Raw genomic sequence first — 15,169 nt, 5'->3', positions numbered from 1 at the left:
GACTAGGCGTTTGGCAGCACGGCGTAACGGCCTGTGGCTTCTAAACAGAGCGCATCACCGCAGTAGAGCTGGTGGGTCAATTCGATACTGCCCTTGCCTCGCTCGCTGAGTTTGGCGGCGAGCTTTGCAGGGCCATCCGGATGGCTGGGGGCACAGGTCATGCGGTAGTCACCGGTGACCGGGGCGAGAAAACGTTGGCTAGCCTCGGCGACCACCACGTCTTGCGCCCTGCCCTGCTGGCGAAGCCACAGGGTGACCCAACACCAGCCTTGCAGCGTGGTTTGCGCGGTCAGCGCCCCACCGAAGCCAGTGCCTTTGTCGTTGAGATTGGGCGTCAGCGCCAGTTGCCACGTGAGTGCACCGTTGGCTTGGCTCATACGGGTAATACCAAGCGCTGCCACCATGGGAATGGCGGCCTCCAACCAGCGCTGGAAAGCGATGAGATCCTCTTCTCCTTCCGGCAGCGGCAATCGTGGGTGTGGCATACCCGGCTGGCGTGTTGGGCGCATGTCGCTCTCCTTGACGGCGGCGATTATTGCCAACGTTCGACGAAATCTGCCGTGTCGTGCTGGGGAAGAGGCTTGTGGCGACCGCCCACGCTACCCAGATAGATGAAGGCGACGACCTCATCTTCTTCATCAAGCCCTAACCCCTTACGCACCACGGGGTCGAACGCGTATTTTCCGCTGCGCCACATGGCCCCAAGACCGAGCGCATGAGCCGCCAGCAGGATGCCGTGAGCGGCACAGCCTGCGGAAATCACCTGCTCCATCTTGGGCACCTTGGGAATATCCGGGGTGACCTTGGCAATCACGGCAATGATCATCGGCGCGCGTAAAGGCTTTTTACGGGCGGCGTTGAGCGTCTCGTCGCTCGCGTGAGGGTCTTCCTGAAACTCCGCTTCGGCAAACAGCTCGCCCAGGCGCTCCCGGCCTTCACCGGTGAATTCGATGAAGCGCCACGGTCGCAGCTCTTTGTGGTCGGGGGCACGAAGCGCCGCTTGATAGATGGCGCTGAGCTGGTCGGCGCTGGGGGCAGGCTCAGCGAGCTTGCCCATGGAGCTACGTTCGTGAAGCAGCGTGAGGGCGTCCATGGTGACTCCTTATCCGTTAGGGTGAGCGTTACTGGCGCGCCAGGCGCAGCGGGCTAGGGGGTGCCAAACCCGGTGTGGCACGCCACGGGCTGATGTCCAAGCCGCCACGACGCACGTAGCGCGCCAACACCAGCAACTCTTCCGGCTTCGCCTGCTGCATTAAATCAGTGAAGATATGCTCGACGCAGTGCTCGTGAAAATCCTGGTGCTGCCGGTAGCCAATCAGGTAGCGCAGTAGCCCTTCTCGGTCGAGCTTGGGGCCTTTATAGCGAATCAAAACGCTTCCCCAATCCGGCTGACCGGTCACCGGGCAGTTAGATTTTAGCAGATGCGAATGCAGGGTCTCTTCGACGATCTCATCACGGGTAGCAAGGTGCGTGGCACTTGGCGTGTAGTCGCTCACCTCAATATCCAGGTCGTCTAAGCACTCCCCTGGCAGGCGCTTGGGCGCCAGTTCACTGTCATCAACGCCCAGCAACTCGACGCTAACGCTGGCACCGGCAGCGCGGCTCAGGTCGTGTACCAACGTCTTCTCCACCTCGGCTTGGCTGGCAAAGCGCGTTTGGTTGAGGCTGTTGAGGTAGAGTTTCCAGGATTTGGACTCGATGAGATGAGGCGAGCTGGCGGGCAAGCGAAACCGCGCCACCGCAACGATGGGTTTGCCACGCGCGTTGAGCCAAGAGACCTCGAACGCGTGCCACTCGTCTTCGCCGACAAACGGCAGCGCGCCCTCTTCAATACCAAGCGGCGCGCGGTTGGCAGCACGGGGAATCGGATACAACAACCCCGCATCGTACTGCTCTGGGTAAACGGAATCGCGCCCCAGGGGCGCGTGTTCTAAAGTGTCGGGGCGATGTGCCATGGAAACTCTCTCAGTCGTGCTAGTTCAATAAGGGCATTGCAGTCAGGCCGTGAATTAGCTGCGAATGCCTTTACCGCGCTCTAGCATGGTCAGCGCGACCATGAACAGGACAATAATAAAGGCAAAAATGGCGGCCAGCGCCCAGCCTACCGGAATATCGGAAACGCCCAGAAAACCGTAGCGGAAGACGTTCACCATATACAGAATCGGGTTGAGCATCGAGACGCCCTGCCAGAAATCCGGCAGCATCGAAATCGAGTAGAACACCCCGCCTAAATAGGTGAGCGGCGTCAGAATAAACGTCGGCACGATGGAGATATCATCAAACTTGTTCGCCAACAGGGCGTTGATAAAGCCGCCAATGGAGAATAGCGCCGAGGTGAGCACCACCACCAACACCGTGAGCAGCGGATGCTCGACCGTTAAGCGAGTGAAAAACAGCGATACCAGCGTCACGATCAGCCCCACGCCCAGGCCACGTGCCATGCCGCCCAGAATAAACCCGGAAAGGATCACGCCATTGGGCATGGGTGACACCATCATCTCTTCAATGGAGCGCTGGAATTTGTTGGAGAAGAAGCTGGACGCCACGTTGGAGTAGCTGTTGGTGATCACCGACATCATGATCAGCCCTGGCACGATAAAGTCCATGTAGCTGAAGCCGTCCATATCACCAATACGCGACCCAATCAGGTTGCCAAAAATGATGAAGTACATGGCCATGGTGATGGAGGGCGGCAGCAGGGTTTGCGGCCAGATACGGGTGAAGCGCTTGACCTCTTTGAGCACTAGCGTCCATAAAGCCACGAGGGTTTGCATTGCATTCATGCGCGGGCCTCCTGCTTTTCACGCTGGTCGATGGCCTGCTGACTGCTCTCTACCATGGAAACAAACATCTCCTCTAAGCGGTTGGCGCGGTTACGCATGGATACCACCTGAATGCCCTGCGCGCTTAACGCACTGAACACATCGTTCAACTGCTGGCCACGGTGAATCACCAGCGCCAGCTGAGAGGGCTCGATTTGCTGCAGTTCGAAGCCTTCGAGGGTGGGCACTTGTTCTACCGGCTCGGCCAGATCCAGCAGGAAGGTTTCGGTATCCAGCTCTGCCAGCAGCTCGCGCACGCTCGTATTTCGCACGATCTCACCGTGATTGATGATCGCGATATTACGACACAAGCTCTCGGCTTCTTCGAGGTAGTGCGTGGTGAGGATGATTGTCGTCCCCTCATCACGATTGATACGCCGCATGTACTCCCACATGCTGCGGCGAAGCTCGATATCGACCCCGGCGGTAGGCTCGTCGAGGATCAGCAGTTTGGGGCGGTGCATCAAGGCACGCGCAATCATCAGGCGGCGCTTCATGCCACCCGAGAGCATCCGCGCGCTGCCGTTTCGCTTCTCCCATAGCCCTAAGTCAGTCAAGAGCTGCTTGGCGCGAGGCAGCGCTTCGCTGCGCTTCATGCCGTAATAGCCCGCCTGGGCCAGTACGATATCCAGCACCTTTTCGAACTGGTTGAAGTTGAACTCCTGGGGCACCACGCCAAGCTGATATTTCGCTTTGGCGAAGTCTTTGTCGATGTCGATCCCAAAAATCGACACCTTGCCCGCCGTTTTCTGCACTAGCGAGCACACCACACCCAGAGTGGTGGACTTTCCCGCCCCATTGGGACCCAGCAGCGCAAAAAAATCGCCCTGCTGGACGTCTAAATCGATACCTTTTAACGCTTGAAAACCGTTGCCATACATCTTGGTAAGGCCACGGATCGACAATGCCGGTTCGGCCATGAACATGTCCTGTCAGCAAGTGGGGAGCAAAAAGAGATAGAAGAGAGGATATCGGGGCATGCATATGTTTTTTCAAGTTTGCGGCTTATAACCTCTGAACCACCACTTCCATGCCCCTGATTTTTCTCTATTTAGCACTACATTAGGTGACACTTTGCCACGCTATTGCTGCGGTAGCGCCTCGACTAATACTTTAGTATTAGCCTAGTGCCCGCCTGCCCAGGCAGCGGCACTTCAAGGGAACATACTGACCATATAAGCGAGCCTAACCGATAATGAGCACCGCCATTACGTCGTCACCCGTCGCTAACACTCACCCGTCATCAGGGTCGACTGTCTCCGCACAAAAAGGGCTGGCCGCCCTACCGCTGCGTCGCCAGCGTCTGCTGGGCGTCGCCATTTTATGGCTGATTCTGGCCGTCATGATTGCGATCAACGCGTTTCAAAGTCGCGCGCTACTTTACGCCGAACGCGAGCAGCGCATGGTCACCGCCGTGGATATCGCCGTGTCTACGCTGGAGCATTACCATCAGCTTGCCGAACAGGGCCAGCTCTCCATGCCAGAAGCGCAGCGACAAGCCTTCAACACCCTACGCGACGTGCGCTTCGGCGAAGAGGACAACTACCTGTTCGCGTTCAACGGCAGCCTGCGCATGCTTGCTCACCCAAGCCGTGACGTAGGAGAGGACATTTCGCAAGTCAAAGACCCCGAGGGGACGCTGATCTTCCAAACCATTCTGGATAATACGCAGCAAACCGGCAGTGGCTTTACCGAGTACTTCTCCAACTTTGCTCGTGGGGGCGACGCCAAGCCCAAAGTGCGCGCTTACTCAGCCGCCTTTACGCCGTGGGATGTCTACGTGGCAAGCGGCGTCTTCGTGGGTGACGTCAGTAGCACCATCATGCGCCAGCTCGTCAAAAGCATCTTGGTCGGCATCGTGGCAGGCGCGCTGGTCACGCTGGCCTTTTGGGGCATGATCTCACTCATTCTGCGCCGGCTGGGCGGAGAGCCACGCTACGCTGCGGGTGTGGTATCGCGCATCGCCCAGGGCGACTTGACTGCCCCCGTAACGCTTCACCCCAACGACACGAGCAGCCTGCTGTATGACATTCGACAAATGCGCGACAAGCTGCGCGATGCGATGCAAGAGATTCACTCCACCAGCACCGCTGTGGATCATAACGCGGGCGATATCGCTGCGGGCAACCAGGAACTGTCATCGCGAACCGAACAGCAGGCTGCTGCGTTACAGCAAACGTCTTCCAGCATGGAAGAAGTGACCGCTACCGTCCGTCAAACGGCCGACAGCGTGGAACAAGCCAAAGAGCTGGTGCGCAGCGCAGGTGAAACATCTCAAGCGGGTCAGAAAGCCATCGGCGACGCCGTGGCGTCCATGAAAGAGATCACGGCCGAAGCGGACAAAATCACCGAGATCGTCACGCTGATCGACAGCATCGCGTTTCAGACCAACATTCTGGCCCTCAACGCCTCTGTCGAGGCCGCCCGGGCGGGTGAACATGGCCGCGGTTTCGCGGTGGTGGCCGGTGAAGTGCGCCAGCTAGCCAACCGCTCGGCCAACGCGGCTCATGAGATCAAAGGCTTGATCCATACGTCCAACGCCCAGGTCAGCAACGGCGCTACCTTAGTAGATACCGCTAAACAGCGCATGCAGGATATCGATCAGCGCATACAGCGGGTCAACGACCTATTCACTGACATCACTGCCGCCACCCATGAACAAACGCGCGGTATCGAGCAGATCAACGTCGCCATTGCTCAGTTGGATCAGGCCACGCAGGACAACGCCGCCATGGTGCAGCAGACCGCCACATCTGCCCACGACCTGAAGCAGCGCTCCCAATCGCTCAACAGCGTCGTCGGCCACTTCACGTTGGTGGATTGACCCGCCGGCTGCCCAGGCCGTTGGCCTGGGCACGCACCTGCCATCTACCATCCGCATCGCTTGACGCAAATCACGGGCACACAAAAACGCCGCTTCGAGGCGGTATCAAAAAAATCGTCTAGGGAGATATAAAAAAACAGGAAGGAGTTTGCATGGAGCGGGAAAAGAGATTCGAACTCTCGACCCTCGCCTTGGCAAGGCGATGCTCTACCACTGAGCTATTCCCGCAATGCAAACATGCTACACGCTTAAGAGTGAGTGGCGTCCCATAGGGGGTTCGAACCCCTGTTCCCGCCGTGAAAGGGCGGTGTCCTAGACCACTAGACGAATGGGACGTGCTGGAGCGGGAAAAGAGATTCGAACTCTCGACCCTCGCCTTGGCAAGGCGATGCTCTACCACTGAGCTATTCCCGCTAAACAAGCTGTCTCACTACACAAGCATTTTTGCCATCGGATTGGCGTCCCATAGGGGGTTCGAACCCCTGTTCCCGCCGTGAAAGGGCGGTGTCCTAGACCACTAGACGAATGGGACGTGCTGGAGCGGGAAAAGAGATTCGAACTCTTGACCCTCGCCTTGGCAAGGCGATGCTCTACCACTGAGCTATTCCCGCAACTCCGATACCTTAACGACTTAATTGGCGTCCCATAGGGGGTTCGAACCCCTGTTCCCGCCGTGAAAGGGCGGTGTCCTAGACCACTAGACGAATGGGACGTTTCATTGCCTCGTCGAGGTGGCGCGTATATTACTCAGAGCAGGGGGTGAGTGTCAAGCACTCTGATATCAAAACATTAATTAACGAATCATGAGAGGTGACCACCCCACGCAGCGACTGCGCAATCGTAGTGCTTATCAAGGAGGATACGCCTCGTTTCCGCATCATCGCGGTGCATTTCCCTTCTTCGTGCACCAGTAGTAGCCCAGCCTTCCCATGGCAAAGTAACGACAAACCGGCAAAAATCTTTCATTTAAAATAAAATCGATTTTTTGGCACACCCCTTGCAACGCCTTTAGTGAACGAACGACGTGACTGATCCGCTAACTCTCGTTTCTCCAGACGGCTTGAGGTGCCCAATGTCCTTTACCCGACGCAAGTTTCTTACCACCGCTGCATTGACCTCCACGGCTGGCTTGGTGCTTGGCGCACCCAGCGTGGCCACCGCTCAATCCGCCGAGCGCTTCAACTGGCGCATGACCAACGCCTACAGCCCCGGCTCGCCCTTCTATGTCGAAGGTCCCGGCAGCCCCACCGATGTGATCGCCAAAATCAATGCCATGTCTGGCGGGCGCTTGAACATTCAACACTTTTCCGCGGGCGAACTGATTCCTGCCCTGGAAGGCTTCGAAGCCGTACAAAGCGGCACCATTCAAATGAATGCGGCCAACAGTTACTTCTGGTCGGGAACCACGTTCGCTGCCCAGTACTTCACCACCGTGCCCTTCGGCATGAGCTTTATGGGCCACATGGCTTGGCTCTACCACGGCGGCGGTTTAGAACTGTGGGAAGAAGTCTATGCGCCCTACGGCATGATCGCCCTGCCGCTCAACAACACCGGCGTGCAGATGACCGGCTGGTTCCGTGAGCCGATTGAAGACATCGGCCAATTGAACGGCCTACGCATGCGCGTACCTGGCCTGGCAGGCAAGGTGTACTCAGCCCTGGGTGTCGATGCCCGCGTACTGCCCGGCGGTGAAATTTTCCCAGCCCTGGAGCGTGGCGTGATTGACGCCGCTGAATTCGTTGGCCCTTACCAAGACCGCCGCATGGGGCTGCAAAATGCGGCCAAGTTCTACCACACCACTGGCTGGCACGAACCTTCCACCACCGGTGAACTGCTGATTTCCAAGCAGCACTGGGACGAACTGCCTGATGACCTGAAGATGATCGTGAAGAGCGCCTGTATGGCAGCCTGCCTGGAAAGCGTGACGTGGTCAGAAGCGGTGAACGGCGAAGCAATGACCGACCTTGTTGATACCCACGGCGTGACCGCTAGCATGCTGCCGGAACCCGTAGTGAACGCCCTGCGCGAAGCCACTATGGATACGCTCGCCACCGAAGCCAACGCCGACCCGCTAGTGCGCAAAGTACACGACAGCTACATGGCCTTTAAGGCCAACCATGACCGCTGGGCAGGTGCCAGCGAACGTGCCTGGTTAAACGACATTATCGGGGTGTGATATGCAAGCCGTGGAACGTGTTGTCCACGGGATCGAAGCGGTGGTCCGGCTGTTTGGCTGGATCGCCGCTTGGACCTGCGTGGTATTAGTGGCTCTGGTTGCGGGCGATGTGGTGATGCGCTACCTATTCAGCATTGGTGCCGTATGGCTACAAGAGCTGCAGTGGCACTTAATCTCCCCCATTGCTCTATTTGGTATGTCGTATCTGCTGTTTATGGGCGAACAGGTGCGGGTCGACGTGTTTTATGAACGCTTCCCAGTGGCGCTCCAGCGGGTAATTGAAGTGATTGGCGGCCTGCTGCTGCTCGCCATGGGGCTGTATATCGCTTGGCTTACGCTGCCTTGGGTCGAGCAGTCCTACCTACGTAGCGAGGCGTCCCCCAACCCTGGCGGCCTGCCGCTTCGCTGGGTGCTCAAAGCCCTGATCCCCTTTGGCTTTCTCTTACTGGCAATGCAGGGCTTGGCCCACGCGCTGCGCCAAGGGTTTGCCCTTCCAAGCCGAGGTGAATAACGCATGTCTCCTAATGAGTGGCTCGCGATCGGCATGATCGCCGCTTTTTTTGTATTGCTGATCATTGGTATACCGGTGGCCATCAGCATTGCCGTCACCGCCTTTGTGTTTGGCTATTTGGGCTTTGGCCCAATGCTGTTCAACCTGTTGCCGTCACGCATTTATGGGGTAGTGACGAACTACACCTTTATGGCGATACCGCTTTTCGTATTTATGGGGGTCATGCTAGAGAAGTCGAAACTGGCCGAAGAGTTAATCGATGTGATTGGCCACCTGTTCGGCGGGATTTCCGGCGGTATGGGCGTGGCGATTATTTTTGTGGGTGTGCTGCTGGGAGCCGCCACCGGTATCGTGGGGGCCACCATCGTCACACTTGGCCTGCTCACCCTGCCCACCCTGCTGCGCCGGGGCTATCCCAAAACTTTGGCCACCGGCATGATCTGCGCATCAGGTACGCTGGGGCAAATTATCCCACCTAGTTTGGTACTGATTCTCTTAGCAGAAATCCTCGGCGAATCCGTAGGCACCATGTTTGCCGCCGCGATGGTGCCTGGCTTGGCGCTGGCAGGCATCTACATCGTGGCCATCTTAGTGGTGGCCCAACTCTACCCTGGCATGATGCCACCCATTCCCGCTGAAGAGCGTGCCCAGCTCAGCAAGAAACGGCTGCTGTATAAAGTGGTCACCGTGGTCGGCCCACCGGTAGGGCTGGTGTTTGCGGTCTTGGGCTCCATCATTGGCGGTATTGCCGCCCCAACCGAAGCCGCCGCGATGGGCGCGCTGGGGGCGCTGGTGTTTGTTGCCTGCTCTGGACGCTTAACCGTATCGCTGTTGAGCGAAGTGGCCAAAGCCACCTTGGTGATCTCCGCCATGGTGTTCTTTATTTTGATCAGCGCTCAGGTGTTCGGCCTCGCGTTCCGGGGCTTGGGCGGCGAGCACTTGGTCGCACGGATGTTTGAGTGGGTGCCCGGTGGAGAAGTCAGCGCCCTGCTGTTCATGCTGCTGCTGATGTTTGTACTTGGCTTTTTCCTGGAGTGGATTGAGATTAGCTATATCGCCCTGCCGCTCTTTTTACCCTTCTTCGTACAGATGGGCGTGGATATGGTGTGGCTAGGCATTTTGGTGGGACTGGTGCTACAAACGTCGTTTCTAACCCCACCGTTTGGCTGGTCGCTGTTTTTCTTGAAAGGCGTGGCGCCTAAAGAAGTCTCCACCCTGGATATCTATAAAGGGGCGCTGCCGTTTATCGGGCTACAGTTTTTAGCCGTGGCGCTGGTGTTTATCTTTCCAAGCATTGCCACGTGGCTACCAAACGCCATTGGCTGGTAACCACAACCAATAACAAAGGACTTTTCAATGCTCCATACCCAACGTAGTTACGGCGGCAGCTGTGTCGCGCCGCACCACCTTGCCGCGAGCGCCGGTCGCGATGTATTAAAGCAAGGCGGTAATGCCGTCGAAGCCATGGTTGCCGCGGCGGCGGCCATCGCCGTGGTCTACCCGCACATGAATGCCTTGGGGGGCGATGGCTTTTGGCTGATTCACGAGCCGGGCAAAGCGCCGGTGGCCATCGACGCTTGTGGCCCTGCCGCCCAACTCGCCAACCGTGATTTTTACGCAGGCGAGTCGCAGATCCCGGAACGTGGGCCAAAAGCCGCGCTGACCATGGCGGGCACCATTAGCGGTTGGCAGGAAGCGCTCAACGTAGCGGCGGGCTGGGGTAACGCGCTGCCGCTGCCCACGCTGCTGGCCGATGCCATTCGCCATGCCGATGAGGGCGTGGCCGTCTCACAGAGCCAGGAAACGCTTACCGCCAAACACCTGGAACGCCTGAGCCAAAGCCCCGGCTTTAGCGATGCCCTGCTGCTTAACGGCCAAGTTCCCCGTGAAGGCGAGCGCCTGCGCCAGCCGCGCTTGGCTAATACGTTAAAGCGCTTGGCCAGTGCCGGGCTGGATGATTTCTACCGTGGCGAGCTTGCCGCCAGCATGGCGAAGGATTTAGAGGCGCTAGGCAGCCCGCTGCGCTTAGCCGATTTTCACGCCTACCGCGCTCAGCAAGTCACACCGCTGCACGTACAACTCAATGACGCTACGCTGTATAACCTGCCCGCACCGACGCAAGGCATGGCGTCGCTGATGATTTTGGGCATTTACGAGCGTATCAAAGCCGCCGAGCCCAACGGCTTTGCCCACCTGCATGGGCTGATTGAAGCTACCAAACGCGCCTTCATGCTGCGCGACCGCTACGTTACAGACCCACACCGAGTGCCCACGCCGCTGCAGGCGCTGCTCAGCGACGAACGCCTTAGCGCAGAAGTCGCCGAAATTGATGCCGCCCAAGCACTGCCTTGGCCTTACGAGCCCGCGCCCGGCGACACTATTTGGATGGGCACCGTCGACAGCGAAGGCCGCTCGGTGAGCTTTATTCAAAGCATCTACTGGGAGTTTGGTAGCGGCGTGGTACTGCCTGAAAGCGGCGTGCTATGGCAGAACCGTGGCATTAGTTTTTCGCTCGACCCAGACGATTTACGCGGCTTAGCCCCGGGACGCAAACCCTTCCATACGCTCAACCCGGCACTGGCACTGTTCAACGATGGCCGCACCATGGTGTACGGCACCATGGGCGGCGAAGGCCAACCGCAAACCCAGGCGGCGGTGTTCTCCCGCTACGCGCTGCACGGCATTCCGCTGCAACAGGCCATCACCGCCCCGCGTTGGTTGCTAGGCCGCACCTGGGGCGAAACGAGTACCAATCTCAAGCTGGAAAAACGCTTCGATGATGAGCTGGTCGCGGCGCTGGCCACGGCGGGCCACGATGTCGAGGTTTTGCCCGACGCCTTCAGCGACACCATGGGCCACGCGGGCGGCATCGTGCGCCACCCAGACGGGCTGATCGAGAGCGCTCACGACCCACGCAGCAACGGCGGTGCCGCTAGCGTATAAAGCCCACTGGCGAATTTGGCGAGTTTCGCACATGCTGAACTAGGATGGTCGGCCTATTGTCATTAGCCACAGCGCGGCCTAACGATGATAGGCTAGCCGACCTAGATAGCCTCTGATGAACGGCAACCAGAGGGAGAGGAGACCCCATGGCGAAAATAGAAAAATCCCCCGACGAATGGCGCAAGCAGCTCACCCCAGAGCAGTACCGGGTCGCCCGGGAGAAAGGCACCGAACGGCCATTTACCGGTGACTACCAAGTGAGCGATGCCCAAGGTATCTATCACTGTGTTTGCTGCCACGCACCGCTATTTGAAAACGAGCACAAATTCGACGCGGGCTGCGGCTGGCCAAGCTTTGACCGGCCGCTAGGAACGCGCTGCGTCGAGGAGCACCGCGACACCTCCCACGGCATGATTCGCACCGAAGTGGTCTGCTCTCACTGCGATGCCCACCTGGGCCACGTCTTCCCGGACGGGCCGCCAGACACCACCGGCTTGCGCTACTGCATCAACTCCGTCTCGTTGGAGTTCCACCCCGACGAGTAACCCCTGAAAGGAAGCACGGCAAGGCGGGCACCATCTGCTAGAATGGGCGCCCGCTTTTTTGTGCTTGTAGGAGAAACCCATGCTCGGCTGGTTCCCCGGACATATGAACAAGGCCCGCCGCCAGATCAAGGACGCGCTGCCGGAAATTGATGTGGTGATCGAGGTGCTCGATGCGCGCCTGCCCTACTCCAGCGCCAACCCCATGCTGGCCGAGCTGACCCGCCATAAGCCGGTGCTGAAAATTCTTTCTCGCGCGGATTTGGCAGACCCCACCCGTACCGACGAGTGGGTCGCCTTTTTCGATGCTCAGGAAGACACTCGCGCCCTGGCGATTACCACCACTAACACCCGCGAGCTAAAAAAAATCCCCAAGCTCTGCCACGAGCTGGCCGGTGCAGTGCGCGCCGACCGCGACGTGCGCGTGATGGTGATGGGCATTCCCAACGTGGGCAAATCGACGCTGATCAACGGCCTGGCCGGGCGCAAAATTGCCAAAACCGGCAACGAGCCTGCAGTGACCAAGCGCCAGCAAAAAGTGCGCATCGATGGTCGCGTGGCACTCATTGACACCCCTGGGGTGCTGTGGCCCAAAATCGAAGACCAAGCCAGCGCCTACCGCTTGGCGGCCAGCGGCGCGATTCGCGATACCGCCATCGAATACACCGATGTGGCTATCGTGGCCAGTGCGGAGCTCGCCAAACGCTACCCTGCCGAGCTCACCGCCCGTTATAAGCTGAAAAAACTGCCCACCTACGAAGCCCCCGTGGTGGAGGAAGTCGACGCCGACGGCCCTAAGAAGCCTGATTTCCTTGCTATTGCCGGGTTTGACGGCCACGCCATTCTCAAAGAGATCGCCGGAAAACGCGGCGGCCTGCGCCCTGGCGGGGAAGTGGACCTGCACCGTGGCGCCGAAGTGCTGCTGCATGAATTGCGCGACGGTAAGCTTGGACGCATCACGCTGGAAACCCCGGCAGACATTCCGCCGCCGCCCGAGCAAAACGACCAAGACAGCCCGGCACCATCCGACGCATAATGAACCGCACAACAGATACTTCCTTGGCACTGGACACTTTTGGATAACGCACCCCATGGACACCCCGCAGCCTAGAGACTCACACACGCTGAAAAAATCACACAAACTGCACAACGTTTGCTACGACATTCGCGGCCCGGTCCTCGACCACGCCAAGCGCCTCGAAGAAGAAGGCCAGCGAATCTTGAAGCTCAACATTGGCAACCCGGCACCGTTTGGCTTCGAAGCGCCGGAAGAGATTCTGCAGGATGTGATGCGCAATCTGCCCACTGCCCAGGGCTACTGTGATTCCAAAGGCCTTTACTCTGCCCGCAAGGCGATCATGCAGGAGTGCCAGCGTAAGCAGATTCCTGGGGTGGGTATCGAAGATATCTATATTGGTAACGGCGTTTCCGAGCTGATCGTCATGGCCATGCAGGCGCTGTTGAACGATGGCGACGAAGTGCTGATCCCCGCGCCGGATTACCCGCTCTGGACAGCAGCCGCCCACCTTTCCGGCGGCCACGGCGTGCATTATCTGTGCGACGAGCAGGCCGACTGGGCACCGGATATGGCCGATATTCGTGCCAAAGTCACCAGCCGCACCCGCGCCATTGTGATTATTAACCCAAACAACCCCACCGGTGCGGTCTACCCACCGGAAGTGGTGAGGGAAGTGCTGGATATCGCCCAAGAGCACAATCTGGTGGTGTTCTCCGATGAGATCTACGACAAGATTCTCTATGACGGCGTCGAGCACACCGCTACCGGCGCGCTGGCCGACGATGACCAGCTGGTGATCACCATGAACGGGCTGTCTAAAAGTTACCGCTGCGCGGGCTTTCGCTCTGGCTGGATGACTATTTCCGGCACGCTAGCGAAACAGAGGGCGAAGGACTTTATTCAGGGCCTGACCATGCTGGCCTCGATGCGGCTATGCGCTAACGTTCCTGCCCAGCACGCCATTCAAACGGCGCTAGGCGGTTATCAGTCGATCAACGATTTGATTCTGCCGGGCGGGCGCTTGCTGGCCCAGCGCGACATTACCGTTGAGAAGCTCAACGCGATTCCTGGGGTCTCCTGCGTGACACCCAAAGGCGCGCTCTACGCGTTCCCGCGCTTGGACCCCAAGGTGTTCAATATCAAAGACGACCAGCAGTTGGTGCTGGACTTACTCTTGCAGGAGAAAATTCTGCTGGTGCAGGGCACTGCCTTCAACTGGCCAGACCCCGACCACGTGCGTATCGTCACGCTGCCCTGGGCCGACCAGCTGGGTGACGCGCTCGACCGCTTTGCCAATTTCCTGTCTCGCTATCGACAGTAACGATCGACAGAAAAAACAGCGACTTGAAACTGTCATGCAAAGCACGTATCTAAGCCATCAGTCCATTGACACTTGTTATGACCTTGAGGGAGACCCTAAGCCATGATGCGAATCGTGCTGTTTCTAGCCACCAACATTGCCGTGCTGCTGGTTGCCAGCATCACGCTGCGACTGTTGGGTGTTGAGAGCTATCTCAGTAGCCAGGGCATTAACTTTACCAGCCTACTGATCTTCTGCTTTGTGTTCGGTATGGCGGGCTCGCTGGTATCGCTGTTCATCTCCAAATGGATGGCAAAGCGCTCGACGGGTACCGTGATTATCGAAAACCCGTCGAACTCCACCGAACAGTGGCTGGTGGATACCGTGGCCGAGCTTTCCCGCGAAGCGGGCATTAAAACCCCGGAAGTGGGTATCTTCCCCGCCCAGCAGTCCAACGCCTTTGCCACCGGCTGGAATAAAAACGATGCCCTGGTAGCGGTATCGGCAGGCTTGCTCAACCGCATGCGTCCTGAAGAAGTCCGCGCGGTGCTGGCGCACGAAATTGGCCACGTGGCTAACGGCGACATGGTGACGCTAGCGCTGATCCAGGGCGTGGTGAACACCTTCGTCATGTTCTTTGCCCGCGTTGTCGCTCACTTGGTCGATAGCTTCCTGAAAAGCCGCAGCGACGGCGAAGGTGGCCTAGGCTTCATGGGCTACTTTGCAGTGGTGATGGTAGCAGAGATTGTATTTGGCATCGTTGCTTCCGCGATTGTGGCCTGGTTCTCCCGCTACCGCGAGTACCGTGCCGATGAAGCGGGTGCCCGCTTGGCTGGCACTGGTGCGATGGTCAACGCCTTGGCACGCCTGAAAGCCGAAACCGAGATGCCCGATCAAATGCCGGACACCCTGCGCGCGATGGCCATCACCAAAGGTCAGACCCGCTCGCTGGTCGAGCAGCTGTTCGCCAGCCACCCGCCGCTGGATGACCGCATTCGCGCCCTGAAAGAAGCCGCGTACCGTCAGTAAGCTG

At 58.6% G+C, this 15,169-nt stretch carries 14 protein-coding genes and 6 tRNA genes; 9 read left to right on the top strand and 11 right to left on the bottom strand.

The window, feature by feature from the left end; all coding sequences use genetic code 11:
• Positions 1-2: 2 nt before the first annotated feature.
• From CTT34_RS05870 to CTT34_RS05850, 5 genes are read right to left on the bottom strand one after another with little or no spacing between them, the layout of a single operon-like run.
• Complete coding sequence (locus CTT34_RS05870) at positions 3-509, bottom strand: YiiD C-terminal domain-containing protein (protein ID WP_159341601.1); 507 nt, start codon at positions 507-509, stop codon at positions 3-5.
• Between the two features lie 23 nt (positions 510-532).
• A complete protein-coding gene (locus CTT34_RS05865; RefSeq protein WP_159341600.1) occupies positions 533-1,093 on the bottom strand; it encodes a nitroreductase family protein in 561 nt (186 codons plus the stop codon).
• Between the two features lie 28 nt (positions 1,094-1,121).
• On the bottom strand, positions 1,122-1,955 hold the full coding sequence (gene queF, locus CTT34_RS05860; RefSeq protein ID WP_159341599.1) for an NADPH-dependent 7-cyano-7-deazaguanine reductase QueF: 834 nt from the start codon (positions 1,953-1,955) through the stop codon (positions 1,122-1,124).
• A 54-nt stretch (positions 1,956-2,009) separates the two neighbouring features.
• On the bottom strand, positions 2,010-2,783 hold the full coding sequence (locus tag CTT34_RS05855) for an ABC transporter permease (RefSeq protein ID WP_159341598.1): 774 nt from the start codon (positions 2,781-2,783) through the stop codon (positions 2,010-2,012).
• A complete protein-coding gene (locus CTT34_RS05850) occupies positions 2,780-3,742 on the bottom strand; it encodes an ABC transporter ATP-binding protein (protein ID WP_159341597.1) in 963 nt (320 codons plus the stop codon). The genes CTT34_RS05855 and CTT34_RS05850 overlap by 4 nt, the downstream gene beginning before the upstream one ends.
• A gap of 275 nt (positions 3,743-4,017) precedes the next feature.
• Here CTT34_RS05850 and CTT34_RS05845 point away from each other — a divergent pair, with 275 nt between their 5' ends.
• A complete protein-coding gene (locus CTT34_RS05845; RefSeq protein ID WP_159341596.1) occupies positions 4,018-5,646 on the top strand; it encodes a methyl-accepting chemotaxis protein in 1,629 nt (542 codons plus the stop codon).
• Between the two features lie 153 nt (positions 5,647-5,799).
• Here CTT34_RS05845 and CTT34_RS05840 read toward each other — a convergent pair.
• The 6 genes from CTT34_RS05840 to CTT34_RS05815 form a co-directional block, all read right to left on the bottom strand.
• Positions 5,800-5,874 (bottom strand) — tRNA-Gly (locus CTT34_RS05840).
• A gap of 31 nt (positions 5,875-5,905) precedes the next feature.
• Positions 5,906-5,981 (bottom strand) — tRNA-Glu (locus CTT34_RS05835).
• Positions 5,982-5,985: 4 nt separating this feature from the next.
• A tRNA-Gly gene (locus tag CTT34_RS05830) sits at positions 5,986-6,060 on the bottom strand.
• A 42-nt stretch (positions 6,061-6,102) separates the two neighbouring features.
• Positions 6,103-6,178, bottom strand: a tRNA-Glu gene (locus tag CTT34_RS05825).
• A 4-nt stretch (positions 6,179-6,182) separates the two neighbouring features.
• A tRNA-Gly gene (locus CTT34_RS05820) sits at positions 6,183-6,257 on the bottom strand.
• A gap of 25 nt (positions 6,258-6,282) precedes the next feature.
• A tRNA-Glu gene (locus CTT34_RS05815) sits at positions 6,283-6,358 on the bottom strand.
• Between the two features lie 360 nt (positions 6,359-6,718).
• Here CTT34_RS05815 and CTT34_RS05810 point away from each other — a divergent pair.
• From CTT34_RS05810 to htpX, 8 genes are all read left to right on the top strand, one after another.
• Positions 6,719-7,822 (top strand): TRAP transporter substrate-binding protein, encoded by a 1,104-nt coding sequence (locus CTT34_RS05810; protein ID WP_159341595.1) that lies wholly within the window; start codon positions 6,719-6,721, stop codon positions 7,820-7,822.
• A 1-nt stretch (position 7,823) separates the two neighbouring features.
• On the top strand, positions 7,824-8,333 hold the full coding sequence (locus CTT34_RS05805; RefSeq protein WP_058576902.1) for a TRAP transporter small permease subunit: 510 nt from the start codon (positions 7,824-7,826) through the stop codon (positions 8,331-8,333).
• 3 nt (positions 8,334-8,336) lie between these two features.
• A complete protein-coding gene (locus CTT34_RS05800) occupies positions 8,337-9,662 on the top strand; it encodes a TRAP transporter large permease (protein ID WP_062373659.1) in 1,326 nt (441 codons plus the stop codon).
• A 27-nt stretch (positions 9,663-9,689) separates the two neighbouring features.
• Positions 9,690-11,276, top strand: coding sequence for a gamma-glutamyltransferase family protein (locus CTT34_RS05795; protein WP_159341594.1), 1,587 nt, complete (start codon positions 9,690-9,692; stop codon positions 11,274-11,276).
• Between the two features lie 146 nt (positions 11,277-11,422).
• Positions 11,423-11,821 (top strand): peptide-methionine (R)-S-oxide reductase MsrB, encoded by a 399-nt coding sequence (msrB, locus tag CTT34_RS05790; protein WP_159341593.1) that lies wholly within the window; start codon positions 11,423-11,425, stop codon positions 11,819-11,821.
• 79 nt (positions 11,822-11,900) lie between these two features.
• Complete coding sequence (ylqF, locus tag CTT34_RS05785; RefSeq protein ID WP_159341592.1) at positions 11,901-12,854, top strand: ribosome biogenesis GTPase YlqF; 954 nt, start codon at positions 11,901-11,903, stop codon at positions 12,852-12,854.
• A 55-nt stretch (positions 12,855-12,909) separates the two neighbouring features.
• Positions 12,910-14,157, top strand: a complete 1,248-nt coding sequence (locus CTT34_RS05780) for a pyridoxal phosphate-dependent aminotransferase (RefSeq protein ID WP_159341591.1) — start codon at positions 12,910-12,912, stop codon at positions 14,155-14,157.
• Between the two features lie 102 nt (positions 14,158-14,259).
• The gene (gene htpX, locus CTT34_RS05775) at positions 14,260-15,165 is read left to right on the top strand and encodes a protease HtpX (protein WP_159341590.1); all 906 of its coding nucleotides are present in this window, start codon (positions 14,260-14,262) and stop codon (positions 15,163-15,165) included.
• Positions 15,166-15,169: the final 4 nt, after the last annotated feature.

The sequence above is a fragment of the Halomonas meridiana genome, assembly GCF_009846525.1.
Lineage (GTDB): Bacteria > Pseudomonadota > Gammaproteobacteria > Pseudomonadales > Halomonadaceae > Vreelandella.
Note: the sequence above shows the minus strand (reverse complement) of the source record. Positions and strands in the feature narration are given on the sequence as shown.